Annotated in this window: 17 protein-coding genes and 1 tRNA gene; 16 read left to right on the top strand and 2 right to left on the bottom strand. The window is 63.1% G+C overall.

Features of this window, described 5'->3' with window-relative positions:
• Positions 1-15 precede the first annotated feature (15 nt).
• The gene (hisF, locus tag AC0J5Z_RS14550) at positions 16-792 is read left to right on the top strand and encodes an imidazole glycerol phosphate synthase subunit HisF (RefSeq protein ID WP_475033453.1); all 777 of its coding nucleotides are present in this window, start codon (positions 16-18) and stop codon (positions 790-792) included.
• Positions 793-848: 56 nt separating this feature from the next.
• Here the strand turns inward: hisF and AC0J5Z_RS14545 are convergent, their stop codons facing one another.
• Positions 849-1,493, bottom strand: coding sequence for a TIGR03085 family metal-binding protein (locus AC0J5Z_RS14545; RefSeq protein ID WP_475039711.1), 645 nt, complete (start codon positions 1,491-1,493; stop codon positions 849-851).
• A gap of 89 nt (positions 1,494-1,582) precedes the next feature.
• Between AC0J5Z_RS14545 and hisI the strand changes: the two genes are divergently transcribed.
• The 11 genes from hisI to pyk all read left to right on the top strand — a co-directional run bounded on the left by hisI (position 1,583) and on the right by pyk (position 16,821).
• The gene (gene hisI / locus AC0J5Z_RS14540; RefSeq protein ID WP_475033451.1) at positions 1,583-1,999 is read left to right on the top strand and encodes a phosphoribosyl-AMP cyclohydrolase; all 417 of its coding nucleotides are present in this window, start codon (positions 1,583-1,585) and stop codon (positions 1,997-1,999) included.
• 58 nt (positions 2,000-2,057) lie between these two features.
• Entirely contained in the window at positions 2,058-3,641 is a 1,584-nt protein-coding gene (locus AC0J5Z_RS14535) for an anthranilate synthase component I (protein ID WP_475033449.1), read from the top strand.
• The gene (locus AC0J5Z_RS14530) at positions 3,638-4,243 is read left to right on the top strand and encodes a Trp biosynthesis-associated membrane protein (protein WP_475033447.1); all 606 of its coding nucleotides are present in this window, start codon (positions 3,638-3,640) and stop codon (positions 4,241-4,243) included. The genes AC0J5Z_RS14535 and AC0J5Z_RS14530 overlap by 4 nt, the downstream gene beginning before the upstream one ends.
• Positions 4,244-4,376: 133 nt before the next feature.
• Complete coding sequence (locus AC0J5Z_RS14525) at positions 4,377-4,649, top strand: HGxxPAAW family protein (protein WP_475033444.1); 273 nt, start codon at positions 4,377-4,379, stop codon at positions 4,647-4,649.
• A gap of 2 nt (positions 4,650-4,651) precedes the next feature.
• Positions 4,652-5,470 carry an indole-3-glycerol phosphate synthase TrpC gene (gene trpC, locus AC0J5Z_RS14520; protein ID WP_475033440.1) on the top strand — a complete coding sequence of 273 codons (819 nt, stop codon included), beginning with the start codon at positions 4,652-4,654 and terminating at the stop codon, positions 5,468-5,470.
• Positions 5,471-5,584: 114 nt separating this feature from the next.
• Entirely contained in the window at positions 5,585-6,961 is a 1,377-nt protein-coding gene (trpB, locus tag AC0J5Z_RS14515) for a tryptophan synthase subunit beta (protein ID WP_475033438.1), read from the top strand.
• Positions 6,961-7,773 carry a tryptophan synthase subunit alpha gene (gene trpA, locus AC0J5Z_RS14510; RefSeq protein ID WP_475033436.1) on the top strand — a complete coding sequence of 271 codons (813 nt, stop codon included), beginning with the start codon at positions 6,961-6,963 and terminating at the stop codon, positions 7,771-7,773. The genes trpB and trpA overlap by 1 nt, the downstream gene beginning before the upstream one ends.
• A gap of 21 nt (positions 7,774-7,794) precedes the next feature.
• Complete coding sequence (gene lgt, locus AC0J5Z_RS14505; RefSeq protein WP_475033434.1) at positions 7,795-8,949, top strand: prolipoprotein diacylglyceryl transferase; 1,155 nt, start codon at positions 7,795-7,797, stop codon at positions 8,947-8,949.
• 259 nt (positions 8,950-9,208) lie between these two features.
• Complete coding sequence (gene gltB, locus AC0J5Z_RS14500; protein ID WP_475033430.1) at positions 9,209-13,822, top strand: glutamate synthase large subunit; 4,614 nt, start codon at positions 9,209-9,211, stop codon at positions 13,820-13,822.
• Positions 13,815-15,272: a glutamate synthase subunit beta gene (locus tag AC0J5Z_RS14495; RefSeq protein WP_475033427.1), complete on the top strand. Its 1,458-nt coding sequence runs from the start codon at positions 13,815-13,817 to the stop codon at positions 15,270-15,272. The genes gltB and AC0J5Z_RS14495 overlap by 8 nt, the downstream gene beginning before the upstream one ends.
• 55 nt (positions 15,273-15,327) lie before the next feature.
• On the top strand, positions 15,328-16,821 hold the full coding sequence (pyk, locus tag AC0J5Z_RS14490; RefSeq protein ID WP_475033425.1) for a pyruvate kinase: 1,494 nt from the start codon (positions 15,328-15,330) through the stop codon (positions 16,819-16,821).
• Between the two features lie 125 nt (positions 16,822-16,946).
• Here the strand turns inward: pyk and AC0J5Z_RS14485 are convergent, their stop codons facing one another.
• Positions 16,947-17,552, bottom strand: coding sequence for an ANTAR domain-containing response regulator (locus AC0J5Z_RS14485; protein WP_011774540.1), 606 nt, complete (start codon positions 17,550-17,552; stop codon positions 16,947-16,949).
• 198 nt (positions 17,553-17,750) lie between these two features.
• On the opposite strand from AC0J5Z_RS14485, the gene AC0J5Z_RS14480 reads away from it, so the two are divergent.
• From AC0J5Z_RS14480 to AC0J5Z_RS14465, 4 genes are all read left to right on the top strand, one after another.
• Positions 17,751-17,832: transfer RNA gene (locus tag AC0J5Z_RS14480), tRNA-Leu, on the top strand.
• Positions 17,833-18,913: 1,081 nt separating this feature from the next.
• Positions 18,914-19,588: a hypothetical protein gene (locus tag AC0J5Z_RS14475; protein WP_475033423.1), complete on the top strand. Its 675-nt coding sequence runs from the start codon at positions 18,914-18,916 to the stop codon at positions 19,586-19,588.
• Positions 19,589-19,833: 245 nt separating this feature from the next.
• A complete protein-coding gene (locus AC0J5Z_RS14470) occupies positions 19,834-20,115 on the top strand; it encodes a pyrophosphorylase (protein WP_089593717.1) in 282 nt (93 codons plus the stop codon).
• A gap of 136 nt (positions 20,116-20,251) precedes the next feature.
• The gene (locus tag AC0J5Z_RS14465; RefSeq protein WP_475033421.1) at positions 20,252-25,903 is read left to right on the top strand and encodes a DUF6531 domain-containing protein; all 5,652 of its coding nucleotides are present in this window, start codon (positions 20,252-20,254) and stop codon (positions 25,901-25,903) included.
• Positions 25,904-25,924 lie beyond the last annotated feature (21 nt).

Genomic DNA, 25,924 nt, shown 5'->3' with positions numbered 1-25,924 from the left:
AACTAGGAGCAGCACATGGCTGTAGCCGTACGCGTCATACCCTGCCTGGATGTCGACGCCGGCCGCGTCGTCAAGGGCGTCAACTTTGAAGGACTCCGCGACGCCGGTGACCCGGTGGAACTCGCCCACCGATACGACAATGCCGGGGCCGACGAACTGACGTTCCTGGACGTCACTGCGTCGTCCGGAAACCGCGAAACCACGTTTGACGTCGTTCGCCGCACCGCAGAGGAAGTGTTCATTCCCCTGACCGTGGGTGGAGGCGTCCGTGGTGTTGCCGAGGTGGACAAGCTCCTGCGCTTTGGTGCGGACAAGGCGTCCATCAATACCGCTGCCGTTGCCCGGCCCGACGTCATTGACGAAATCACCCGCCACTTCGGCTCGCAGGTGCTGGTGCTCTCCGTGGATGCGCGCCGTACGCGCGAGGGTGACCAGCCGACGTCGTCCGGTTTCGAAGTGACCACCCACGGTGGCCGCACAGGTACCGGAATCGACGCCATTGCCTGGGCCAAGGAAGCAGCCGATCGGGGTGTGGGAGAAATCCTGCTCAACTCTATCGACGCGGACGGCACGAAGGACGGATTCGATCTCGAATTGATTCGCCTGGTTCGTGCCGCGGTGAACATTCCGATCATCGCTTCGGGTGGGGCAGGAGTGCCTGCGCACTTCCCGCCGGCCGTGGAGGCAGGCGCTGACGCCGTACTGGCGGCATCCGTGTTCCACTTCGGCCCGGACGACATGATTGCCCAGGTCAAGACTGCGATTCGCGACGCTGGTTTCGAAGTCCGCTAGCTTTTAGGCTTAACCGCAAGGGAGGGTCACCGTGCAGGTGACCCTCCATTGTTGGTTTAGAGGCCGATGTCAGCGGACTGCAAGAGGGCGACGGCGTCCGGCTGGCCTTCGAAGGTAACGAGGGCCTGGCTGGTGCGGCCGTGCGCGTGCATGAGCAGTTCGCCGGGCTCGCCAACGATTGCTACGGAGACGGGGGCCCGCTTGGCTACGTGCCGGGGGCCGGTGGGCCGCACAAGCACGATGCCGAGGTCTACACCGCGGTATAGGAATGCGGCGCGTTTGATCAGTTCGTCCCAGAGGGCGTCCGAATAGGCCTGGTCGAGGGCCCGGGGCGCCCAGCGGTCGCCGGCGCGGCGAATATCCTCAGTGTGCACGAAGTACTCAATGAGGTTGGACGTCTCATCCAGTGCCTTGATCTTCAACGGTGAAAGGGCCGGAGGGCCTGCACGGAAGGTCTTGATGAGGTCGGCGTAGGCCTCTGAGCTCTTCAGCTTGGCTGCAAGTTTGGAGGTGGCTTTTTCGGATGCCTTGCCCAGGCTGGGGATCAGCAGGCCCAAGCCCACCGCAATCTTCCGTTCGCGCAGGTACAAGTGCGCGGCAAGATCCCGGGTCAACCACCCTTCACAGAGCGTGGGGGAGTCAGGCCCGGCCGCCAGCAGGGTTTCGGCCAGAACTTCTCGGGAAGGATCGACGAAATGCATCACTTGTGAAACTAGCACGATCGGAGCACTCTTGCGCGGTGGAACCGCCGCAGAATCCGGCTCCCGCCGAAGGCACTAGACTTGATCTGATGTCAGAGCAGTCCGCCCCCAGCCCAACTCCTGCCGCGGAGCTTTCCAGCGACCCCGCGAGCCCCTTGCCGCAGGAGATCGCCAGCGTCCTTAAACGGGATGCTTCCGGCCTCGTCGCAGCAATCGTTCAGCAGCACGACACCAACGAGGTCCTCATGCTGGGCTGGATGGATGACGAAGCACTCCACCGCACCATGACGTCCGGCAGGGTCACGTTCTACTCCCGTTCCCGCCAGGAATACTGGCGCAAGGGCGATACCTCCGGACACGTACAGTTCGTGAAGTCTGTCGCCCTTGACTGCGACGGCGATGCCCTCCTGATCCGTGTGGACCAGATCGGCGCAGCCTGCCACACCGGAACCCGGACCTGCTTCGATGGTCGCGACTTCACAGTCGTTACGGGCCACCGCGAATAAGGCACCCACCACTTTCCACTGACGCACCACCTCAGACAATAAGGCGGAGAACATAGCCATGCAGGACCTTGGAATCATCAGCCCGGGCCTGGAAGAGTTCCGCGAACTCGCCGTCCACAGCCGTGTCATCCCTGTCCGACTCAAGGTTTTGGCCGACGCCGAGACCCCCATCGGCCTTTACCGGAAGCTGGCCAAGGGGCAGCCGGGTACCTTCCTGCTGGAGTCCGCTGCGGTTGGCGGCGCCTGGTCCCGCTATTCCTTCATTGGTTCCAAGTCGCGTGCAACGCTGACCACCAAAGACGGGGAAGCCTACTGGATTGGTGAGCCGCCCGTTGGCGTGCCGGTTTCAGGCAACCCCGTCGAAGCTGTGCGCGACACCATTGCTGCGCTGCAGACCGATCGCTTTGATGGCCTGCCGCCATTCACCTCCGGCCTGGTTGGCTTCCTTGGCTGGGAAGCCGTGCGTCACTGGGAGCGCCTCACATCCCCGCCCGAGGATGACCTCCAGTTGCCGGAGATGGCACTGAACCTGGTCACCGACATGGCGGTGCACGACAATGTGGACGGCACCGTCCTCCTGATCGCCAACGCCATCAACTTTGATGACAGTTCCGAGCGTGTGGATGACGCCTGGCACGACGCCGTAGCCCGGGTGAAGGGACTGCTGGACCAGATCAGCACACCTGTCGCCCAGCCGGTTTCCGTGCTGGAAAGTGCAGCGCTGGACTTCGCCTCCAGCGTGCAGGAACGCTGGGACGAGGCCAAGTATTTGGAGGCCATTGACCGCGGCAAGGAAGCCATTGTTGACGGCGAGGTTTTCCAGGTGGTGATCTCCCGGCGCTTCGAGATGGAGTGCGCCGCCGACCCGTTGGATGTCTACCGGGTCCTGCGCAATACCAACCCCAGCCCGTACATGTACCTCTTCAGCCTGCAGGACGCGGACGGCCGGGAGTACTCAATCGTTGGTTCATCACCCGAAGCGCTCGTGACGGTGACCGGTGAGGAAGTCATCACCCACCCCATCGCGGGTTCACGCCCCCGCGGAAAGACGGTTGAGGTCGATAAGGCCCTGGCAACGGAACTGCTGGCCGATCAGAAAGAGCGCGCCGAGCACCTGATGCTGGTTGATCTTTCGCGCAATGACCTCTCCAAGGTATGTGTGGCCGGAACGGTGGACGTCACGCAGTTCATGGAAGTGGAGCGGTTCAGCCACATCATGCACCTCGTGTCTACTGTGGTTGGCGAGCTCGCCCCCCATGCCAAGGCCTACGACGTCCTCAAAGCGACCTTCCCGGCCGGCACACTGTCAGGAGCGCCGAAGCCCCGCGCGCTGCGGCTGCTCGACGAGCTCGAACCGCACCGGCGGGGCATCTACGGTGGAGTGGTTGGCTACCTGGACTTTGCCGGCGACATGGACATGGCCATTGCGATTCGGTCCGCACTTCTCCGTGAGGGCCGCGCCTACGTGCAGGCCGGTGGCGGAATTGTGGCTGATTCCCACAAGCCTTCCGAAGCGTTGGAGACGGTGAACAAGGCCGCGGCGCCGCTAAGGGCAGTCCACACCGCAGGGTCGCTGCAGAACATTGCCGCGGACACCGTGCGTAATGCGGACGTATCCGACGACGGGACGCCCGCCTCGTGAGCACGGCATCATCAGCGCCTTCCGTCAGGCAGTCGCCGCGCTGGGCGCGAAAATCAACGCTGGTCCTTACCACCACGGTCCTTGCGTTGGCAGTTTTCGGAGCCACGACGCAGACCTGGATCGAAGTCCGCCTGGATCCCACCGGTGCATCCAACAGCGACCTCCATGTCCAAGGAAGCAAGGCGGCCACGGCCGTCACGGCACTGGCCGTCGTCGCTTTGGCGGGTGGCTTGGCTGCGTCCATTGCCGGAAAGATTGCCCGCTGGATCATCGCGGTCCTCATCGCTTTGTCTGCCGCGGGGATCATCCTCGCGGCTGTCACGGTGACACTGGATCCCCTTGGAGCCGCACAAGGATCCATCGCTGCAGCCACGGGAGTCTCAGGCGGGCAGGCCGACGCAGTTGTCACTGTGTTCCCGGTCCTTGCCATCGCTGCTGGTTCCCTTCTGGCGATCTGCGCGATTGTCCTGCCGCCGGCCGGGCGCCACTGGACCTCGCGAACCAAGTACGACGCCGGGGCGAGGGGCAAGAAGAGCGGCAACGAACCGGTGGACGAGATCGACAGTTGGGACAGCCTCTCGCGCGGTGAAGACCCAACCTAAGCACTCGCGTAGGACTTTGGGGCGGGTCCGGCGCAACAAAGCCGGTACCCGGCTGGCATGAGGTCCGGCGATGTCTCGGCCGTCGTCAATAAATGGCAGAATGTAAGCAGTATTCATCCTGAGGAGATTTCACATGAGCAAAACCACAGCGTCCAACAACCAAGCGGAATCCACCATGGCCAGCCACGCTGACGCCATCGGCCACGGAAACAGCCCGGCTGCCTGGACGTGCGTACTTGTGATGCTGGTCGGTGCCCTGATTTCCTCCATCGCGTTCGTCATCGCCAGCACCCCGATCTTCGTCGGCGGACTGGTTGTCATGGTTATCGGCCTGATCGTGGGCTTTGTCATGCGCAAGGCGGGCTACGGAGTTGGCGGCAGCAAGCTGCAGAACAACGGCCACTAATCGTGACCGTTCTTGATGACATCATTGTTGGAGTCAAGGAGGACATGGAGGTCCGTCGCGGCCTTGTGTCCCTTGCGGAGTTGAAGGAGCGTGCCGCAAACGCTGCTCCCGCTCGTGATGCGTGGGCGGCCCTTGGCGGCACGTCATCCATCCGCAACGACCTCAAAGTCATCGCTGAAATCAAGCGCCGCAGCCCCTCCAAGGGTGATCTCGCATCCATCGTTGATCCCGCGTCGCTCGCGGTGCAGTACGCCGACGGTGGAGCTTCGGTCATCAGCGTCCTCACTGAACAGCGCCGGTTCGGCGGCTCGCTGGCAGACCTCGACGCGGTGCGCGCCGCCGTCGAAACGCCGTTGTTGCGCAAGGACTTCACCGTTGACGAGTACCAGATCTGGGAAGCCCGTGCCCATGGCGCCGACCTCATCCTCCTCATCGTCGCGGCATTGTCCGACTCGGAGCTTGCCGACTTCAGTGCGCTGAGCCATGAGCTCGGGATGAACGTGTTGGTGGAAACCCACACTGAGGATGAAATCGAGCGCGCAGTTGCGGCGCAGGCCAGGATCATTGGCATCAATGTCCGCAACCTCAAAACGCTCGACGTCGATCGTTCCGTTTTCGGATCGTTGGCCGGTCTCATTCCGGCTGAGTCCGTCATCGTGGCGGAATCCGGTGTCAGGGGTCCTGAGGACGTCTCGAGTTATGCCGCGGGTGGTGCCAACGCCATTCTGGTGGGGGAAGCGCTGGTCAGCGACTCCACGCCGCGCGAACGCATCACTGAATTCAAGGCAGCTGGAGCTGCCGCCATCGCCGTCAGGAACTGAGGCAGTAACTGAATCACGGCGAATAATTGCAAGGCAGCCCGGGCAGAAGCCTGCGGCTGCCTTGTGGCACGTGGAACTACCCAATGAACTAACTGGAACAGGACGGTGAGACTGATGGTCGACGCGCCAACAGCCGGCTCAGAAGAGAATGCGGCGGACGCATTCCTCCAAGGTGGCCCTTCGCTGCGGAACGCATCGGGGCCCTACTTTGGCAGCTATGGCGGACGCTGGATGCCCGAGTCGCTCATCGCCGCACTTGACGAAGTCCAGGACACTTTTGAGAAAGCCAAAGCTGACCCCGATTTCATCGCGCAGCTGAAGGACCTCAACAAGAACTACTCCGGCAGGCCTTCCCTGCTGACCGAAGCCAAGCGCTTCTCGGAGCACGCCGGGGGAGCACGTATTTTCCTCAAGCGCGAGGACCTGAACCACACTGGTTCCCACAAGATCAACAACGTCCTGGGCCAGGCACTCCTCGCGAAGCGGATGGGCAAGACCCGCGTTATTGCGGAGACGGGTGCGGGTCAGCACGGCGTGGCAAGCGCGACGGCCGCAGCACTGCTGGGCCTCGAGTGCGTGGTGTACATGGGTGCTGAGGATTGCCGTCGGCAGGCTTTGAACGTGGCCCGCATGCAGTTGCTCGGCGCCACGGTGGTTCCGGTGACCAATGGTTCCCAGACCCTCAAGGACGCCATCAACGATGCCCTCCGGGATTGGGTCTCCAACGTGGAGCACACCCATTACCTTCTGGGTACTGCGGCCGGTGCGCACCCGTTCCCCGCCATGGTCCGCTACTTCCACGAGGTTATCGGTGAAGAAGCGCGCAGCCAGATCCTGGAGCAAACGGGCCAGCTCCCCGATGCCATCGCTGCATGTATCGGTGGTGGCTCGAACGCGATCGGTTTGTTCCACGCTTTCCTTGATGACTCGTCCGTGAAGATCTTCGGCTTCGAAGCCGGCGGCGAAGGTGTAGAGACCGGCCGCCACGCTGCAGCCATCTCCCTGGGCCGTCCCGGCGTACTCCACGGTGCCCGCTCATACCTCATGCAGGACGAAGACGGCCAGACCATCGAATCCCACTCCATTTCGGCCGGCCTGGACTACCCGAGCGTCGGTCCGGAGCACTCGTACCTGGCCGACATTGGGCGTGTAACCTACGAGGCCGTTACTGACACGGAGGCCATGGACGCGTTCAGCCTCCTCTGCCGAACCGAAGGCATCATCCCCGCCATTGAGTCCTCGCACGCCTTGGCCGGTGCCATCAAGATCGGCAAGCGGCTCACCGAGGACAAGGCGACTCCCTCGGACGTCACGGTGATCGTGAACCTGTCCGGACGTGGCGACAAGGACGTGGAGACTGCCGCTGCCTGGTTCAACATGTTGGACGAGGAAGGGCACGTCAAGGGCACTACGCTGTCCACTCGAAAGCCAAAGGGACCGGCTGAGCGCACGTCAGAAGCAGCCGTGGATGTCAACGAGGACCAGAACTGATGACTGAAGAATTCGCCAGCAAATCCGCCGCCGCCATTGACCGCGCCAAAGCAGAAGGACGCGCCGCCTTGGTGGGCTACCTGCCCGCGGGCTACCCCACGGTCCAGGAGAGCATTGAGGCCGGCATTGCCCTTGCCCGCAACGGCGCTGACCTCATCGAAATCGGGATCCCGTACTCCGACCCCGTGATGGACGGCCCGGTCATCCAGGCCGCCACAACCGAAGCGATTTCCAAAGGATTCCGCGTCGCGAACGTTTTTGACGTCGTTGCGGGCATTACTGCTGCTACGGATGCGGCAGTTCTGGTCATGACGTACTGGAACCCGGTCATGCGCATGGGCGTCGACGAGTTCGCCCGGCGGCTGGCCGAAGCCGGGGGAGCAGGGCTCATCACCCCGGACCTGGTCCCTGACGAGGCTCATGAGTGGTTCGAAGCCTCAGACAGGTACGGCTTGGACCGGGTGTTCCTTGTGGCACCCTCGTCCACCCCGGAGCGACTGGACATGACGGTCAAGGCAAGCCGTGGATTCGTCTACGCAGTCTCGATCATGGGTGTCACCGGAACGCGCACCTCCGTCAGTAGCAGTGCCGAAGACGTCGTGGCCCGCGCCCATGCGGCCGGTGCCGAGCGGGTCTGCGTCGGTTTGGGCGTTTCCAACCCGGACCACGTCCGCGAGATCGCTGCCTATGCGGACGGCGTGATCGTCGGCACCGCTTTGGTGGCGGCCCTCCGCGATGGCGGCGTAGACGCCGTCGGACAACTCACCAAGAACCTCAGCGCCGGCCTGGGCCGCGCAGCTGCAGAAGCCTAGGAAAAGGAAACAGCGAAGCGAATGCAGACCGTCCTCCACGCTGCGGCAATGGTCCCCTTGAGTATCCCGAGCCCATCGTGGTCCGGTTTCGACATTCCGCTGCCGTGGGGGACGTTGCGCATCCACGCTTACGCCCTTTGCATCCTGGCGGGCATCATCGTTGGATTGTGGCTGACCTCTGCCCGTTGGAAGCGTCGCGGGACGCCTGAAGGCAGCCTTTGGGACATCGCCATCTGGGCGATTCCGTTCGGAATCATCGGCGGCCGCCTCTACCATGTGTTTTCTTCACCGGATGCGTACTTTGGTCCAGGTTTTGACGGCACAGGGGACCTCTCCCTGATTCCGCAAATTCAGCGTGGTGGTTTAGGTATTTGGGGTGCCGTGATCCTCGGTGCCGTCGGTGCGTGGATCGGCTGCCGGCGAGCCGGCGTCAAGTTGACCGCGTTCCTCGACGCAGCTGCTCCCGGACTCCTGTTGGCCCAAGCCATCGGCAGATTGGGTAACTGGTTCAACCAGGAACTTTTCGGTGCCCCAACCACACTGCCGTGGGGTCTCGAAATTGATCCGGCCAACGCGAACTTCCCGGCCGACATGGCGGCAGGCACCCTTTTCCACCCGACGTTCCTGTACGAGATGCTGTGGAACCTCGCGGGTGTGGCCATCCTGCTGCTGCTGGACAAGAAGTTCAACTTCCGCTGGGGCCGGCTCTTCTGGCTGTACGCCGTGTACTACACCCTCGGCCGCGTGTGGATTGAAGCGTTGCGTATTGACGATGCAGAACAGATCAGCCTCTTTGGTATCACTACCAGGCTCAATGTGTGGACCAGCATCTTCGTCTTTATTGCCGCGCTGGCGATCTTCTTCATCCTTGGCAGGCGGGGTCGCCCGGTGCCCGACACTCCCTATTTGCCGGGCCGGGAGCCGGAAAAGAAGACGGAAAGCGACCCCGTTGCGGTGACGAGCGTCACCAGTCATGATGTGGACGCATCTGTCTCAGATACTGGTTCGCGTGGTAATCTCCCAGATAACCAAAGCGATCCGGGCCACGTTGACGAGCCGCAGGAATCAGCAGGGGATGCGGGTAAGGACAGTAAGTCCAGCACGGGTTCCACATCTGCTGCCACTGCCGCAAGGAAGGCCCCCGGATCCACGCCGAAAGCAGACGACACCAAGTAGTCGCGTTCGGTAAAGGGGCAACAGAGTCACCGCTCGTAGGGCCCAGTCCACAGCGTCGTGGCACCCCGGAAACCGGATCGCAGCATACCGATGTTCACTGGTCAAGCCGGGGCCAGAGATCTGCGTAACTGTTCGTTGCGCTGGATCGGCTGGCCTACAATTCCAATTACTAGCGCTTTGTTGTGCCCGTCACAGGGCAGGCAAGGTGGGGCCAACGTTGTCCCTTCCATACGCACGATCTCGAGGAAGGACGTCTCCCATGACCCATCTTCATAACCCCGGTTGGTCCGAAAATATCGAACCTCAGGGTGCCATGTCTCCGTTCAAGCGCTTTGCTGCGCTCCCGGAGGCCCAGGGTCTTTACAACCCTGATAAGGAGAAGGACGCCTGCGGCCTGGCTATTATTGCCACGCTCCGCGGGGAACCGGGATACGACATCGTGGAAGCGGCACTGACTGCCCTCCGCAATCTCGAACACCGCGGCGCCGTGGGCGCCGATGAAGGTACCGGCGACGGTGCGGGCCTGCTCATGCAGGTTCCGGACGAGTTCTTCCGGGCCGTCACCGAATTCGAACTGCCTGCCCCTGGCCAGTATGTGGTTGGCACCGCCTTCCTTCCCGCTGAGTCCCGCGAAGCAGAGACCGCGAAAGCCGGCATTGAAGCACTAGCAGCTGACGAGGGCCTGACGGTCCTTGGCTGGCGTGAGGTTCCCGTTGTCGCCGACCTCGTAGGGGCTATGGCGCGGGCCTGTATGCCGTACTTCTCGCAGCCTTTCTTTGCCTCAGCCACCGGTGAGCAGCTTGAGCACAATGAGCTGGATTCCCGCGCCTGGCGTATCCGCAAGCGTGCCCAGAACAAGTTCGGCGTGTACTTCCCGTCGCTGTCCTCGCGCACCATTGTGTACAAGGGCATGCTGACCACCGCCCAGCTGGAACCGTTCTACCCGGACCTTTCGGACAAGCGCTTCAAGACGAAGCTGGCAATCGTCCACTCGCGCTTCTCCACCAACACGTTCCCGTCATGGCCATTGGCGCAGCCTTTTCGTACCATCGCGCACAACGGTGAGATCAACACCGTCAAGGGCAACCGCAACTGGATGCGTGCCCGCCAGTCGCAGCTGGCCAGCCCCCTTTTGGGCTCGGTTCCCGAAGAGCTGTACCCGATCTGCACCCCGGGAGCCTCGGACTCGGCTTCCTTCGACGAGGTAGCGGAGCTCCTCTGGCTGTCCGGCCGCCCCATCACGCACTCCATCATGATGATGATCCCGGAAGCGTGGGAGAACCACGCCACCATGGATCCCGCCCGCCGTGCGTTCTACGAGTACCACTCCCTGCTCATGGAGCCGTGGGATGGTCCTGCCGCTGTCTCCTTCACTGACGGCAACCTCGTCGGCGCAACGCTGGACCGCAATGGCCTGCGCCCGGGACGCTACTGGATTACCGAAGACGGCCTGATCATCTTCGCCTCCGAAGTTGGCGTGATCGAGGTGGAGCCTTCCAACGTGGTCAAGAAGGGCCGTGTTGCCCCAGGCAAGATGTTCCTGGTGGACACTGAAGCCGGCCGCATCATCGATGACGTCGAGGTCAAGGCGGAGGTCGCTGCTGCCAATCCTTGGGCCGAGTGGCTCAAGGACAACCTGATCGACATCAACGAGCTTCCCGAGCGCGAGCACGTGGTCCACACGGCTGCCTCCGTGAACATCCGTCAGCGCACCTTCGGTTACACCACTGAAGAACTGAAGATCCTGCTCGGCCCGATGTCCCGCACCGGTGCAGAGCCCTTGGGAGCCATGGGTTCTGACACGCCTGTTGCTGTGCTTTCCAAGCGTCCGCGACTGTTGTTCGACTACTTCGTGCAGTCCTTCGCCCAGGTCACCAACCCGCCGCTGGATGCCATCCGCGAAGAGTTGGTCACCTCCCTGAAGTGCGCCATCGGCCCCAACGGCAACCTTTTGGATGGCAAGCAGGTCCGCCAGCCGCAGATCTCGCTGCCGTTCCCCGTGATCAACAACGATCAACTCGCCAAGATCGCGAACATCGAAAGCCCCGACGGCGACCGCATCGCCATGAAGGTCCGCGGCCTTTACCGCCCCGAGGGTGGAGAAGCGGCACTCCGTGCACGCCTGACCGAGATCTGCGAGCAGGTCTCCGGTGCAATCAACCGTGGCGTGCAGTACGTTGTGCTGTCCGACCGTGACTCGAACGCGCAGTGGGCTCCGATCCCTTCGCTCCTTCTGGTCAGCGCAGTCCACCACCACCTGCTCCGCAGCGCCAACCGCACCAAGACCGCGCTTGTGGTGGAGGCCGGCGACGTCCGCGAGACGCACCACGTGGCAGTCCTCATCGGTTACGGTGCATCTGCCGTCAACCCGTACCTGGCCATGGAATCGGTGGAACAGCTGATCTCCAACGGCGATGTGGTGGGCGTAACTCCGGAAGACGGCGTTTACAACCTCATCAAGGGCCTTGGCAAGGGTGTCCTGAAGATTATGTCCAAAATGGGCATCTCCACTGTGGCTTCATACACGGGCGCACAAACTTTCGAGGCACTGGGCCTGTCCCAGGAACTCGTGGACGAATTCTTCTCCGGCACGCACTCCCAGTTGGGTGGCGTTGGCTTGGACGTCATTGCTGCCGAAGTTTCGGCGCGCCACCAGATGGCGTACCCGGAAGGTGGCATCGAGCACCCGCACCAGCCGCTCCTCGGCGGCGGCGAGTACCAGTGGCGCCGCGACGGCGAACCGCACCTCTTCAACCCGGAGACGGTGTTCCGGCTGCAGCACGCCACCCGCGAACGCCGCTACGACATTTTCAAGTCCTACACCAAGGGCATTGACGATCAGTCCGAGAACCTGATGACCCTCCGTGGCCTCCTCAAGTTCAAGGATGGCGTCCGCCCGGCCGTTCCGCTCGAGGAAGTGGAGCCGGTTTCCAGCATCGTCAAGCGTTTCTCCACGGGTGCCATGAGCTACGGCTCCATCTCCAAGGAAGCGCACGAGACTCTCGCTATTGCCATGAACCGTCTGGGCGCCAAGTCCAACACCGGTGAAGGTGGCGAGGACGTTGACCGCCTGCTGGATCCGGAACGCCGTTCTGCCATCAAGCAGATCGCTTCCGGCCGCTTCGGTGTCACCAGCCTGTACCTGACCAACGCCGACGACATCCAGATCAAGATGGCACAGGGCGCCAAGCCCGGCGAAGGTGGCCAGTTGATGGCCCAGAAGGTTTACCCCTGGGTAGCCCGGACGCGTCACTCCACCCCCGGCGTAGGGCTCATTTCCCCGCCCCCGCACCACGACATCTACTCGATCGAAGACCTCGCGCAGCTCATCTATGATGCCAAGCGTGCCAACCCTTCAGCTCGTGTACACGTGAAGCTGGTTTCGGAAGTCGGGATCGGCACGGTGGCGTCCGGCGTCACCAAGGCGAAGGCCGACGTCGTGCTTGTATCAGGTCACGACGGCGGTACCGGCGCCTCGCCGCTGAACTCGCTGAAGCACGCGGGCGTGCCCTGGGAGCTCGGCCTTGCCGAGACCCAGCAGACCCTCATGCTCAACGGTCTTCGTGACCGTGTGGTGGTCCAGGTTGATGGCCAGCTCAAGACCGGCCGTGACGTCGTCATTGCTGCCTTGCTGGGTGGCGAAGAGTACGGCTTTGCCACCGCCCCGCTGGTGGTTTCGGGCTGCATCATGATGCGTGTCTGCCACCTGGACACCTGCCCTGTGGGTGTTGCCACGCAGAACCCGGAACTCCGCTCCCGGTTCAACGGAAAGCCCGAGTTCGTGGTCAACTTCTTCGAGTTCCTCGCAGAAGAAGTCCGCGAAATTCTTGCCGAGCTCGGTTTCCGGAGCCTGGAAGAGGCAATCGGCCATGCCGAGGTCCTCGACACCCGCGAAGCTATCGATCACTGGAAGGCCGAAGGCCTGGACCTCGACCCCATCCTGCACGGGCTGGAGTTCGACGACGATGTGCCGCTGCGCAACATGACCGGCCAGAACCACGAGCTGGACAAGCACTTTGACCAGCGGCTGATCACCATGGCGCAGGAAGCGCTCAGCGACCGTATGCCCGTCAAGATCACCCTGGACGTCATCAACACGGACCGTTCCGTGGGGACGATGCTCGGCCACGTGGTGACCAAGACGTTCGGCACCGATGTCCTGGCGACGGACACCATCGACGTCACGTTGAACGGTACCGCGGGCCAGTCCCTTGGCGCCTTCCTGCCTGCCGGCATCACGCTGCGCATGTTCGGCGACTCCAACGACTACGTCGGCAAGGGTCTCTCCGGTGGACGCATCATAGTTCGGCCGGACCGCACCAACGTGTTCCAGGCGGAGCGCAACGTCATTGCCGGCAATGTCATTGGTTATGGCGCCACCAGCGGCGAAATGTTCCTGCGGGGCCAGGTTGGCGAACGCTTCCTCGTCCGCAACTCCGGTGCGACCGCCGTCGTCGAAGGCATTGGCGATCACGGTTGTGAATACATGACCGGTGGCCAGACGCTGATCATTGGCCGCACCGGCCGCAACTTCGGTGCCGGCATGTCCGGTGGTACCGCCTATGTGCTGGACCTGCAGCCTGAGCGCGTCAACAAGATGGCCCTCGATACCGGCGAACTCCAGCTCTTGGAGCTCGACGCCGAGGATCGCGACATTGTCCACGGCCTGCTGACCAAGCACGTGGAGGAAACCGAATCCGTCCTGGCCGGCCGTCTGCTCGAAAACTTCGACGACACCGCCGCCCGCATCACCAAAGTACTGCCGCGTGACTACGCCGCAGTCCTGCAAACCCGTCTCGACGCGATCGAAGAGGGCCTTGACCCCGATGGCGAAGAAGTATGGTCTCGAATCCTGGAGGTAACCGGTGGCTGATCCACGCGGATTTCTGAAAGTCCGGCAGCGCGAGACGCAGCCACGCCGTCCCGTTCCGGTCCGCATTATGGACTGGAAAGAAGTTTACGAAGCCCAGGAAAAGGGCGTCCTGAAGAGCCAGGCCGGACGCTGCATGGACTGCGGCGTTCCGTTCTGCCACCAGGGCTGCCCGCTGGGTAACCTCATTCCCGAGTGGAACGACCTCGTATGGCGGGACAAGGGCGAAGAAGCGATTGAGCGCCTTCACGCCACGAACAACTTCCCGGAGTTCACGGGCCGGCTGTGCCCTGCACCCTGCGAAGCGTCCTGCGTGCTGGGCATCAACCAGCCTGCCGTGACCATCAAGCAGGTTGAGGTCTCGATCATCGACCAGGCCTTCGACAACGACTGGGTCCAGCCCCTTCCGCCGACGCGCCTCACCGGCAAGACTGTCGCCGTCGTGGGTTCCGGCCCCGCCGGCTTGGCCGTTGCGCAGCAGCTGACGCGCGTTGGACACACTGTTGCCGTGTACGAACGCGACGACAAGATCGGCGGCCTGCTCCGCTACGGAATCCCCGACTTCAAGATGGAAAAGGAACAGGTTGACCGCCGCCTGGAGCAGATGAAGGCCGAAGGCACGCGCTTCCGGACCGGCGTCGCTGTTGGTACGGACGTGACCTGGGAGCAGTTGCGGCGCCGTTACGACGCCGTTGTAGTCGCCACCGGGGCTACGGTCCCGCGTGACCTGCCCATCCCGGGCCGTGACCTTGAGGGCGTCCACTACGCCATGGATTACCTGGTTCCGTCCAACCGCAAGGTGGCGGGGGAGAGCCCTGAGAACCACATCGATGCCCGCGGCAAGCATGTTGTCATTCTTGGCGGCGGCGATACCGGTGCTGACTGCATCGGCACCGCCCACCGCCACCAGGCTGCCTCGGTGACCACGCTCGCGATCGGCAAGCAGCCGCCCGCCGAACGTGCCGCCCACCAGCCGTGGCCGACTTTTCCCACCCTTTTCGAGGTCGCCAGCGCCCACGAAGAAGGCGGCGAGCGTACTTACCTGGCATCCACCGTTGAGTTTGTTGGAGAAAACGGCAAGCTCACCGGCGTCAAAGTTGCTGAAACCGAGTTCGTGGACGGCAAACGCCTGCCCAAGGCCGGTACAGAACGAGTCATTCCAGCTGACCTTGTGTTCCTGAGCCTGGGCTTTACCGGTGCCGAGCCGGCGGGCATCACAGAGCAGGTCAGTGCAGAATTCGACGGTCGGGGCAACGTTGCCCGCGACGGCTACTACATGACGAACACCGAGGGCGTGTTTGTTGCCGGCGATGCCGGGCGTGGCCAGTCTCTGATTGTGTGGGCCATTGCGGAAGGCCGTGCCTGCGCGGCCGCAGTGGACAAGTTCCTGATGGGAAGCACCATTCTCCCGGCACCGGTCGCCCCCACCGACCGGGCGATAGCGGTCTTATAGCGCCGGCAGGAACAATCTTTAACTCAATCAGCATGACACTACTTAGGGTAGGTATATGAGACGCGCGAAAATTGTGGCAACTTTCGGCCCGGCTATCTCCAGCTTCGACAACACCCTCGCGGTGCTGGAGGCCGGCGTCGACGTTGCTCGCATGAACATGAGCCACGGCGACTACTCCGTGCACGACAACACTTACGAGAACGTCCGCAAGGCTGCCGCCCAGCTCGGCAAGCCTGTGGCCATCATGGCCGACCTTCAGGGACCGAAGATCCGCCTGGGTCGCTTCGTTGACGGCCCCCACGACCTGGCCGTCGGCGACACGTTCACCATCACTACCGAAGACGTCCCTGGCACCAAGGACATCTGCTCCACCACGCTGAAGAGCCTCACCGAAGACGTCAACGTGGGCGACGCCCTGCTCATCGACGACGGCAAGGTGGCTCTGCGAGCCCTCCAGGTAGACGACGTCAAGGTTGTCACCACCGTCACGGTTGGTGGCAAGGTCTCCAATAACAAGGGCATCAACCTGCCCGGTGTTGCCGTCAACGTCCCCGCATTGAGCGAAAAGGACGAGGACGACCTCCGTTGGGCCCTCAAGCGCGGCGCCGACCTCATTGCCCTCTCGTTCGTGCGTGATGCCTCCGACATCAAGCGCGTCCACGAGATCATGGATGAAGAAGGCCGCCGTGTGCCGGTGATCGCCAAGATCGAAAAGCCGCAGGCCGTGGAGCAACTCCACGAAATCATCGACGCGTTCGACGCCATCATGGTCGCCCGTGGCGACCTCGGCGTTGAACTGCCGCTTGAAGAGGTGCCGATCGTCCAGAAGCGGGCCATCGAGCTGGCACGCCGTTGGGCCAAGCCGGTCATCGTGGCCACCCAGGTCCTCGAATCCATGATCGACAACCCGCGTCCGACGCGGGCCGAGGCTTCCGACTGTGCCAACGCAGTTCTCGACGGCGCCGACGCAGTCATGCTGTCCGGCGAAACCTCGGTGGGCCAGTACCCGATCGAAACCGTCAAGGTCATGGCACGGATCATCGAGTCCACTGAAGTGCATGGACTCGAGCGCGTTCCCCCGCTGGGCACCAAACCCAAGACCCGCGGTGGCGCCATCACCCGTGCCGCCGTCGAAATCGCGGACCAGCTGGACGCCAAGTTCATCTGTACCTTCACGCAGTCCGGTGACTCGGCACGACGTCTCTCGCGCCTGCGCCCGGTCAAGCCGGTCTTCGCCTTCACCCCGGTGGAGCACGTCTGGAACCAGCTCGCTCTCACCTGGGGCATTCAGCCGGTACTGGTCCCCACTGTGGGCCACACCGACGAAATGACCGCGCAGGTTGACCGCAGCCTCCTGGACATGAAGATCGTTGACGAAGGCGACCTCGTGGTCATCGCAGCCGGTTCCCCTCCAGGACAGGCCGGTTCGACGAACTCGCTGAAGGTCCACAAGGTGGGTGACCTCGCCGATACCTCCAAGACCGACGACGGTTCGCGCAAAGAACCTGTTGGCCCGTGGCCTGAGAAGAAGTCCAAGGCCAAGAGCTAAGTTTCCTGGTTTCCTGGGTGCGGGCCCCGCCGTTGGCGGGGCCCGCATTTTTGTTTCCTGGTGAGTACGACGGCGGCCGCGAACCTCGTGTGAGGTGCGCGGCCGCCGTCGTGCGTTGCTTTTTGTTAGTTGACCTGGTTGATGATGGTTTCGGCAACCTCACGCATGCTGAGGCGGCGGTCCATGGAGGTCTTCTGGATCCACCGGAAGGCTTCCGGCTCCGTCAGGCCCATCTTGGTGGTCAGGAGGCTCTTGGCGCGCTCTACAAGCTTGCGCGTGGCGAACTGCTCCTGAAGGTCGGAAACCTCGTTCTCGAGCGCCTTGATTTCCTCGTGGCGGGAAAGGGCGATCTCAATGGCCGGGATAAGGTCCGCGGGGGAGAACGGTTTGACGACGTACGCCATGGCACCGGCGTCGCGTGCGCGCTCCACCAATTCCTTCTGGCTGAAAGCGGTCAGTAGCACAACAGGTGCAATGCGCGCCTTGACGATCTTCTCAGCAGCCGAGATGCCGTCCATAACGGGCATCTTGACGTCCATGAGGACAAGGTCAGGCTTGAGTTCCTCGGCAAGCTGCACGGCTTTCTCGCCGTTATCTGCCTCGCCGACGACGTCGTACCCTTCGCCCTTCAGGATCTCGATAATGTCCAGGCGGATGAGGGTCTCATCCTCGGCTACGACAACGCGTCGGGCCGGCTGGGCTGTGGACGTGGACTCCGTCTGTTCGGTCACGGGATCTCCTTGAAAAGGTTCGGCGGGTTCATGTCCATCTTAGTGTGGACTCTTTGATGGCTGGTTTTTGTTGCATCAGCGCGCCCGGTTCTTTGAATCAGCCTATCTGCATGTAGAGTAGTTTCGCGTGCTGGGAAAGGATCGCGTTGCTCACAGAAATGAGGGCAGTCAGCGAGAGTTAACTTCCCGGTAATCCGCGCCCGAGTGGCGGAATTGGCAGACGCGCTGCACTCAAAATGCAGTATCGAAAGGTGTGTGGGTTCGAGTCCCACCTCGGGCACGGCATACCCCCTCGTCAGAGGGGGTTTTTGCTTTAACGTGTTTACATTCTGGTTGGCAGGTCCCTCTGACACTGGCCGCGGGGTGTGCCTGGCGCCGCGGGTCGCCTGTTTGGTTGTGGGGGAGCGGGTTCAGGGTCGTGGCTGGTTGGCCCTCCGCTGGCTGTGAGCTGGGGTTATGGGTTCCTTTCTTGGTTCGTTCGGTAGGTCGTGGTTGGCCTACCCGCCTTCATGGGTAGGGGTGGTGAGCGCAACATGACTTCGAGGTCCTGCGTCAAGGTTCTTGTTTTTTGGCTCGTTGCTGGAGTTCAGAGGCTTGACTCAGGAGAGCTTTGTCAGGCCAAAGGGGGTGTGGACATTGTCCACACTTAAATCTTCTTTATTGAGCCGGATCACGGGTATTTCCTTTCACTTGTTCGGCCTACGTCCACTCATCGCGTGTAAGGGGCCCGAGCGACATGGCGCCCGTTCGCAAGCGCACCATCTGCAGGGCCGCAGCGACGTGTGAGTCCAGCCGCCACGGGCGACCGGGTGCTTTGGGGAGGTCTCTTCGGTGTCCTCGACGCGTAACTACGACTAAATGGGGGAGTGCCCGGCGCGGATTGCGGTCCCTTCCAAGGTCGCCGAGCATTTGGAGTTCACACGCTTGTCGGGGCGTTCATGTCGAAGCCGACCAGTTTGCCGAAAGGGCCCCTTAGGTCGTTGTAACGAGGTTATTCGCGTTTTCTGCGAGTACGTCCACCTTTGGTAACGACAATTCAGAAGATGATATCCAGCACTAGCTGTGTGAAAGTCGAAGCGCCCCCTCATTCACCATTTTTGGATCCTGTTCCACCGCAGGCCGATCCTTCTACAACCGCGCCGGCTACAAAGTATTCGACGCAGCAACCTCGTTACGGCTCCCCTTCGGCAACCGTGCAACCCTGCACAGCAACAAGGCGGCGTACCCGTGCTGGTTCACGAAGACAATTATCTGAAAAGATCCGGCCCTCTGGTTATAGGACGTGTGACAAAGGGTTGTCGTATCCGGCCCGTAGTCTCTGGAGAGACCTTCCAATGATCATGTACGAGAGAGACCGGATTATGCCCCACGAATTCGCCCAGCAGCCCCACGCTACGCCACCCAACTATCCCAACCACGAGTCTGACGACGGACAGGAAGAGGGACCATTTTTCTTCCCTGACCTGGAGGGCGCCGCGTTGAGGTCCAAAGCGACAACCTTTGCCGTCATCGGAATTTTCTTTTTCGGCGTCATCTTTGGTCCCCTGGCGATCAGGAATGCCGCCAAGGCCGAGGCCCTGGGCGTGCGGGCTCCATTCGGGAGAATCTGTGGCTGGATTGTCCTTGTTGGGAACGGCCTGAACATTTGCCTCTTCATACTCGGAGCCGTTCTCGCCTTGTCCGGAGCCTTTGACCGTTCATCCGAATCGGTCGAGAGCAAAGTTGAATCCGTTGTCAAGGAAGCGCGCGATCTTCAGGGGGAGTTCCCGATGCAAGTGGACTCTGTCACCTCATTGACTGGAATCGAGGCCGAAGGCCATGCGATCCGTTACGACTACGTCGTCTCATCCAGTGTCGACCCGTCCACGGTCAGCGCAGACTCCCTACGCAGCATGGTCCTTCCGACCGTGTGTGCGGCCACATCGACGAAAGACATTCTTGATGCCGGTATCAAGATGAGGTACGCGTACACATTCGAGGGAAGCACCCAGAGTCTGGACTTCACCGTCACCAAGGCGGAGTGCGCAACTCTATGAGCAAGCGCGGGAGTATGACTTCGCGCGGCGCGACGGCAACCGAGTCAGTAGAGTGATCCCATGATTACTTCTCGGTAGCCGTATCCCACATCTACGGCAGGGAGCGATCAATGAAAATTGGCCCTTGCTTGACAGAAGTTATTACTCTGTTTGTTGGATTTATTCCTTGGTGTTGGTAGTTTGGGCAGCGTCTGGTCGCCGGGGTTTTCCGGTGTTGCGGTTGTTCTTATTGGGAGGAAAGTTCTATGTCGCGTGTGTTGTCTACTGAGCAGGCCAAGGCTGCTATTGGTCAGGTGCAGTCGATTATTACTGGTGGTTTCACGGATCAGATTTCGGCGTTGGATGCGCAGGGGCGTTTGTTGTCGGATCCGAATGTGTGGGATGGGCCGTTGGCTGCTGAGTTCCGTGGTTCGACGTGGCCGGAGACGAAGGCTGCGTTGGATAAGGCCAAGGAAGAGTTGGAGCAGTTGCGGGGTCAGTTGCAGAAGATCTCGCAGGATATTTTCTCTGCTGGTGGCGGGGCCTGATTCTGTTTGTTTGAGTGTGGGGGCCGGGTGATCGTGCCGCGTTAGTGCGGTGTGGTTGCCCGGCCGTTGCGCTGTGTTCGTGGGTTGTGGGTTGCTGGGTTTTGTTCGCGTTCTTGTTCTGTGGGGGGCTTTGGTTGTGACCGAGTTCGTTGAGATGCCGTTGTTGCCGGATTCCGATGCTGGCCATGGTGGCCGGTTTGTGTATGGGGTTGCCGAGTCGGTGAAGGGTGCTTTTGAGTCCGCAGCGTCGCGGGTTGATGAGCATTCGGGTTCGCGTGCTCCGTTGGTGACCGGGGCGGGGGAGGATTTCCGGGGGCATTTTTCGGAGGTGTTCGCGGCGAACGCGGCCACGGCGGCCAGGGACGCGTCGGGGTTGGCGGCGGCGTTGCGGACGGTGGCCGGGTATGTGGGCACCATGATCGAAAAGGCGCGGGAGGAGGATGACCGGCGGCGGCGGAATAACGAGTGGGTGCGGCGGCATAACAACCGGAATCTTTTCGAGCAGGGCGTGGACATGGTTTTTGGTGAGGAGGCCCGGCCGAACATGGAGCCGGGGAGTGCGCCGTCGTTCCCGTCCGAGTCCCCGGCGTCGGGGTCGCGGGAGACCCCGGGCCCGGGTGGCGGGTATGGGGGCGGGGTGTCTTCGGCGCGTCCGGAGTCGTTGCGGAGTTTCGCTGCCGGGTCCCGTGGCCTGGATGATGGGGTCGCGTCGGTGCCGGGGTCCTTGGAGGGGGAACTGTCGTCGTTCGCGGACCGGTGCGGGTGGGGCCGGTTGGATGCTGCGGGTGTGGTGACGGCGTTCCGGCAGTATTTGCGGGCTAATGAGAATGACGCGGCGTGGGCGGTGGTGGTCGCGGACGCGTTCGCTGCTGCCGGGGCTGAGGGGGCGGTCTCGACCCTGTCGGACGCTGCGGTGAACGAGGCGTTGGCAGCGGCGGGGGTCTCGGGGCACCGGACGGGCCTGGTCATTGATCCGCCCACGGCGGCCGGGGCGATGCCCACGAGCGGGTATGCGAATGATCCGGTGAACACGGCGACGGGGAATTTCATTGAACCCGAAACCGATCTGGGGTTCGCCGGGGCGTGCTCGGACCTGGTGCTGACGCGGATGTATAACTCGTTGGGCTCTGGCCTGGACACCCCCGGGGTGTTTGGTCCGGGGTGGGCGTCGGTGTTGGACCAGCACCTGGTCTTGTCGGATGAGGGTTGCCGCTGGGTGATGGCTGATGGCCGGGCGGTGGATTTCCCCCGTGAGGGTACCGGCTGGGCCCGTGCGGTCGGAGAGAACTTCTGGCTCACCCGGCACCCGGTCACGGCGCCGTGGTTGGCGGAGCTGTCCTCCGTCCCGGAGGGTGTCACTGAGGTGTTGGTGGTAACGGATAACCAGGGCGGTTGGTGGGCTTACACCACCGCCGGGGTGTGGCTCGGGACCGGGGCAGGCCCAGGCCGGACCGTCTCGGCCCACCGCCACACACCATCAGAGACCGTGTCCGGTGTTGTGGATCCCGGTAGCGCGGATGCCAGCGCGGACGCCACCGGTGAAGCGGTCGGGGGCGGGGCTGGTGTGGTGCACCGGTTGGTGCATGTGCGGGGCCGGTTCCTGGAGATCGATTATGTCGGTGGTGTGGTCGCGGTGGTCCGTGGTTCGGACGGGCGCCGGGTTCAATACGGCTACGATGCCGCGGGCCGTTTGGTCACGGTGGGCACGGAGACCGGTACGAGGGTGTATCGGTGGAACGAGCAGGGCCTGATCGCCTCGGTGGTCTCGGCTGCGGGTGTGGTGGAGGCCGAAAACAGCTATGACGAGCGTGGCCGTGTGGTTTTGCAGGTCACACAGCATGGGCGGCGGACGAGGTTCGCGTATTTGCCGGGCCGGGTCACGGTGGTTTCGGATGAGGACGGGTCCCGGTCGAATTCGTGGGTCGCCGATTCGAAGGGCCGTCTGGTGGGGGTGCTGGACGCGGAGGACCAGCGCCAGTCCATGGCGTATGACGGGCACGGGAACCTGGTGTCTTTGACCGAGCGTGACGGTGCGGTCACGGTCCACGGCTACGACACCCGCGGCCGGAAGATCCGCACGCTCACCCCGGAGGGCGCGGACCTGACCTACGGGTGGGACGGGCAGGACCGCATCACTACCCTGGTCACCGCGTCCGGTGCCGTGGTGACGTATGAGTACGCCGATGAGGTCTCGAGGGACCCGTCGGTGATCCTGGACCCGCTGGGTGGCCGGACCGAGCTTCAGTGGCGGGACGGGCTCCTGGAACGGGTCACGGACCCGGCCGGGGTCACGATCGGTTTTGAGTACGACGAGTTCGGGGACTTGATCGCAACCCGCAACGCCGCAGGAGACGTGGCGAGGATCATCCGGGACCAGGCCGGCAGACCGGTCACCGCGTACACCCCCTCGGGGGCCGCGACCCGGTTCAGTTATGACGGTGCCGGGGTGTTGGTCCGGCGGGTGGACCCGGACGGGGCGGTGTGGGCGTTCGAGCATGACCCCGCGGGACGGGTCACCGCAATGGTTGCCCCGGATGGGGGTCGGACCGTGTTCGAGTACGCCCCCAACGGTGAGCTGGTCCGGACCACCGACCCGCTGGGCCGGGTCGTGGAGCGGGTCTTTGATGAGCTTGGGAACCTCACTGGTGCGGTGTTGCCGGACGGGGCGAGGTGGGGGTTCACCCATGACAACCTCTCCCGGCTCGTGGGGATCACGGATCCTGCCGGTCATGACTGGGTGCGGGAGTACGACACGGTCGGCGCCCTCACGGGGGTTGTGGACCCGACCGGGGTCCGGACCGGAGCGGTCACCGACCGATCCAACGGGACGGCGTCCCTGACCGATGCGTTCGCCACGAATACTTACAGTTTTGATGAGTACGGCCGCCCCACGAAAGTGGAGGCCGCGGACGGGTCCGCGGAGCTGGTCAGCTATGACGCGGCGGGGAACCCGGTCGAGTTGGTCGATGGTGAGGGCGGGTTGACGGTCCTGGGCCGCGACATTGCCGGGAAGATCACCTCGATCACCTCCCCGGCCGGGGCGGTGACCCGCTTCGAATACGACCACTGCGGCCGCCCGTTCCGCAGTATTGACCCGGTCGGGGCGGTCACGGAACTGGCCTACGACCCCGATCAGCGCCTCACCTCCCGGACCCTGCCCACCGGCGAGGTCGAAACCTTCGCCTACGACGCGTGCGGGCGGTTGACCGCCCGGCACACCCCGGGGGACGGGACGGCCCGGTACGGGTACGACAAGGTTGGGCGGCTGAGCTTCGCCCAGGATTCCTGGTACGGGACCCGCCGCTTTGAATACAACGTGGCGGGGGAACTGACCGGGACCATCAACGGGGTCGGTGGCAGGACCCGGTTCGAGTACGACACCCGCGGCCGCCTGGTCCGGATCACCGACCCTCTGGGTGGGGTCACCACCCGCACCTACACGGCCACGGACCAGGTCGATAGTGTCACTGACCCGCTCGGGCGGGTCACCACCGCCACCTACGATCCCGCGGGGCGGCAACTGTCCCAAACGGACCCGGACGGGCACACCACCACCTGGACCTACGACCGTGCGGGCCGGGAAGCGACCACCTCGGTGGACGGGACACTGATCGCCGCCATCGAACGCGACGTTACCGGCCGCCGGGTCGTCATCACCGATCACACCGGCGGGGCCGGGTACGCGGTGGAGCACGAACTGTGCTTTGACCGGCGCGGGCTCCTCACCAGCCGCACCAACGGGAACGGGACCGGGACTGGGACGTTGTCGTGGGAGTACGACGGCGACGGGAACCGGACCGCGATCACCGACCCCACCGGGACCACCACCCGCTACACCCGCGACCCCGCCGGGCGGGTCGTGAAGGTCTCCAACCCGTTGCTCGGGGACGCGTCCTTCACCCACGACCCCTCCGGTCGGATCGTTTCGGCGACCGCCGGGAACTACACCCAGGAATGGGTGTACCGGAACGGGAACCTCGTAGAGCACACCCGCACCCACACCGGTAACCCGGGTGTGGCTGATGTGACCCTGATCGGTCGTGAGGATGGTGGGCGGATCACCGCGCTGACCCGGAACGGGGTCGTGACCCGGTACGGGTACGACACCGCCGGGCAACTGACCACCTCCACCACCACCACCATCACTGCCGAAACGGGAACGCCCGCTTCGGTGTCGGGTTCGGTGTTGGGGTGGGAGTACGACGCCGGTGGGCGGCTTCTCCGCGAAACCACCGGCACCGGGGCCCGCACCTACAGCTACGACGCCGCAGGCCAGCTCCTTACTGTCACGGAACCTGATGGTTCCGGGACTGAGTATGTGTATGACGGGCTGGGTCGCAGGGTCCGGGTGATCGGGGCGGACGGGTCCTGGACCGAATACGCCTGGGCCCCCACCGGGTACCTGGCCGGAACGGTCGAAAAGGACCCGGACGGGGCCGAACGCAACCGGCACCGGCTCCACGTCGACGCGCTCGGTGAACTCGCCACCGTGGACGGGACACCGTTGTGGTGGGACACCGCAGCACCCGTGCCGACCCTGGCCGGGATCAACACCACCCAGGTAGTGTCCCTGCCCGGCGGAGTCACAGGTATCGGGCAAGCGTGGACCGCGCCGGGCTGGCGTGCCGCCCGCCCCACCGACCAGCACGACCCCTGGGCCGTCCTCGGAACCCCCACCACCCCCACCCCAGACAGCCCTGCAGCTGCTAATGCGGGTGTGGGCGGTGTGTTGCCCGCCGGGGTCACCCTGACCGCCGGCGGCGGGATCGACATCGCCGGACTCGAATGGCTCGGGGCCAGGGCGTATGACCCCACCACCCGGGGCTTCCTCTCCACCGACCCCCTCGCCCCCGTCCTCGGAGCCGGCTGGGACGGCAACCCCTACGCCTACGCCGGAAACAACCCCCTCAACACCACTGACCCCACCGGCCTGCGACCCCTCACCGACGCCGACCTGAAAGCCTACGACGGCTCCTCCCGCGGCGCGTTCGCCGCAGCAGGAGACTGGCTCGGAGACAACTGGGAATACGTCGTCGGCGGCCTTGCCGTCGTGGGCGGGGCGGCGTTGATGTTCGTCCCCGGCGGCCAGATCGTCGGTATGGGATTGATGAGCTTCGGCGCCGACGTCGTCATCCAAAAAGCAACCACCGGCGAAGTCAACTGGGGTGAAGCTGCCGTCTCTGGTGTCGTCGGTATGGTTGGTGGCGGGGCCGGGATGATCGCCGGCAAAGTCGCGACTAAGGTAGCGACGAACCCGGTGGTTCGCGAAGCCATCGTCAACGGCGTCGACGGAACCGTCTCGAACGTTGCCGGCTACGCCACCGCGCCCGGCCCCCACACTGTCGCCGGATTCCTCAAATCCGGAGCCGAAGGCTTGGTCACTGGTGGAATCCCACTCAAAGGTGCCAACAAGGTTGACCTTCCGTCTCCAGCGATCAGCAAGCTTGGTGACTTGCCGCCAAGACCAATGCTAGTTATAGACTCGGCTAAGATGCCCAATATCGCTGAGAACATCCAGACTGCGATAGATGGCGGCCATCCGTCGACGCTCTCGCGTATCACGGACCGCGATATGATCCGAGCCAATAGAAAGTCGGCTACGCAAGGATTCGATGGACCAGGCAGCCCCGACGAGTACCCGTTTGCCTCGACGGCTCAAGGTGGTAGTGGCGCTCAGATCCGTGGCGTTCCCATCGCTGAGCAAAGAATTCAAGGCGGCGTTATGTCGAACTTTTATCAGAAAAATGGGATAGGAGACGGAGACTTCTTCGACGTTGAGGTTCGATAAGCTAAATAGCAGATGATCGAT

This window comes from Paenarthrobacter sp. TRD_SC_7 (assembly GCF_056156245.1).
The sequence above is the reverse complement of the archived record's forward strand: the minus strand, read 5'-3'. Positions and strand labels throughout refer to the sequence as shown.

What these genes read in the sequence shown, in the direction of transcription:
- AC0J5Z_RS14535 (WP_475033449.1), top strand. Translation starts at nt 2,058, where the DNA reads ATGCAGGACCTTGGAATCATCAGCCCGGGCCTGGAAGAGTTCCGCGAA.
- pyk (WP_475033425.1), top strand. Translation starts at nt 15,328, where the DNA reads ATGAGACGCGCGAAAATTGTGGCAACTTTCGGCCCGGCTATCTCCAGC.
- hisI (WP_475033451.1), top strand. Translation starts at nt 1,583, where the DNA reads ATGTCAGAGCAGTCCGCCCCCAGCCCAACTCCTGCCGCGGAGCTTTCC.
- AC0J5Z_RS14470 (WP_089593717.1), top strand. Translation starts at nt 19,834, where the DNA reads ATGTCGCGTGTGTTGTCTACTGAGCAGGCCAAGGCTGCTATTGGTCAG.
- trpA (WP_475033436.1), top strand. Translation starts at nt 6,961, where the DNA reads ATGACTGAAGAATTCGCCAGCAAATCCGCCGCCGCCATTGACCGCGCC.
- trpB (WP_475033438.1), top strand. Translation starts at nt 5,585, where the DNA reads ATGGTCGACGCGCCAACAGCCGGCTCAGAAGAGAATGCGGCGGACGCA.
- AC0J5Z_RS14475 (WP_475033423.1), top strand. Translation starts at nt 18,914, where the DNA reads ATGCCCCACGAATTCGCCCAGCAGCCCCACGCTACGCCACCCAACTAT.
- gltB (WP_475033430.1), top strand. Translation starts at nt 9,209, where the DNA reads ATGACCCATCTTCATAACCCCGGTTGGTCCGAAAATATCGAACCTCAG.
- AC0J5Z_RS14545 (WP_475039711.1), bottom strand. Translation starts at nt 1,493, where the DNA reads ATGCATTTCGTCGATCCTTCCCGAGAAGTTCTGGCCGAAACCCTGCTG.
- hisF (WP_475033453.1), top strand. Translation starts at nt 16, where the DNA reads ATGGCTGTAGCCGTACGCGTCATACCCTGCCTGGATGTCGACGCCGGC.
- lgt (WP_475033434.1), top strand. Translation starts at nt 7,795, where the DNA reads ATGCAGACCGTCCTCCACGCTGCGGCAATGGTCCCCTTGAGTATCCCG.
- AC0J5Z_RS14525 (WP_475033444.1), top strand. Translation starts at nt 4,377, where the DNA reads ATGAGCAAAACCACAGCGTCCAACAACCAAGCGGAATCCACCATGGCC.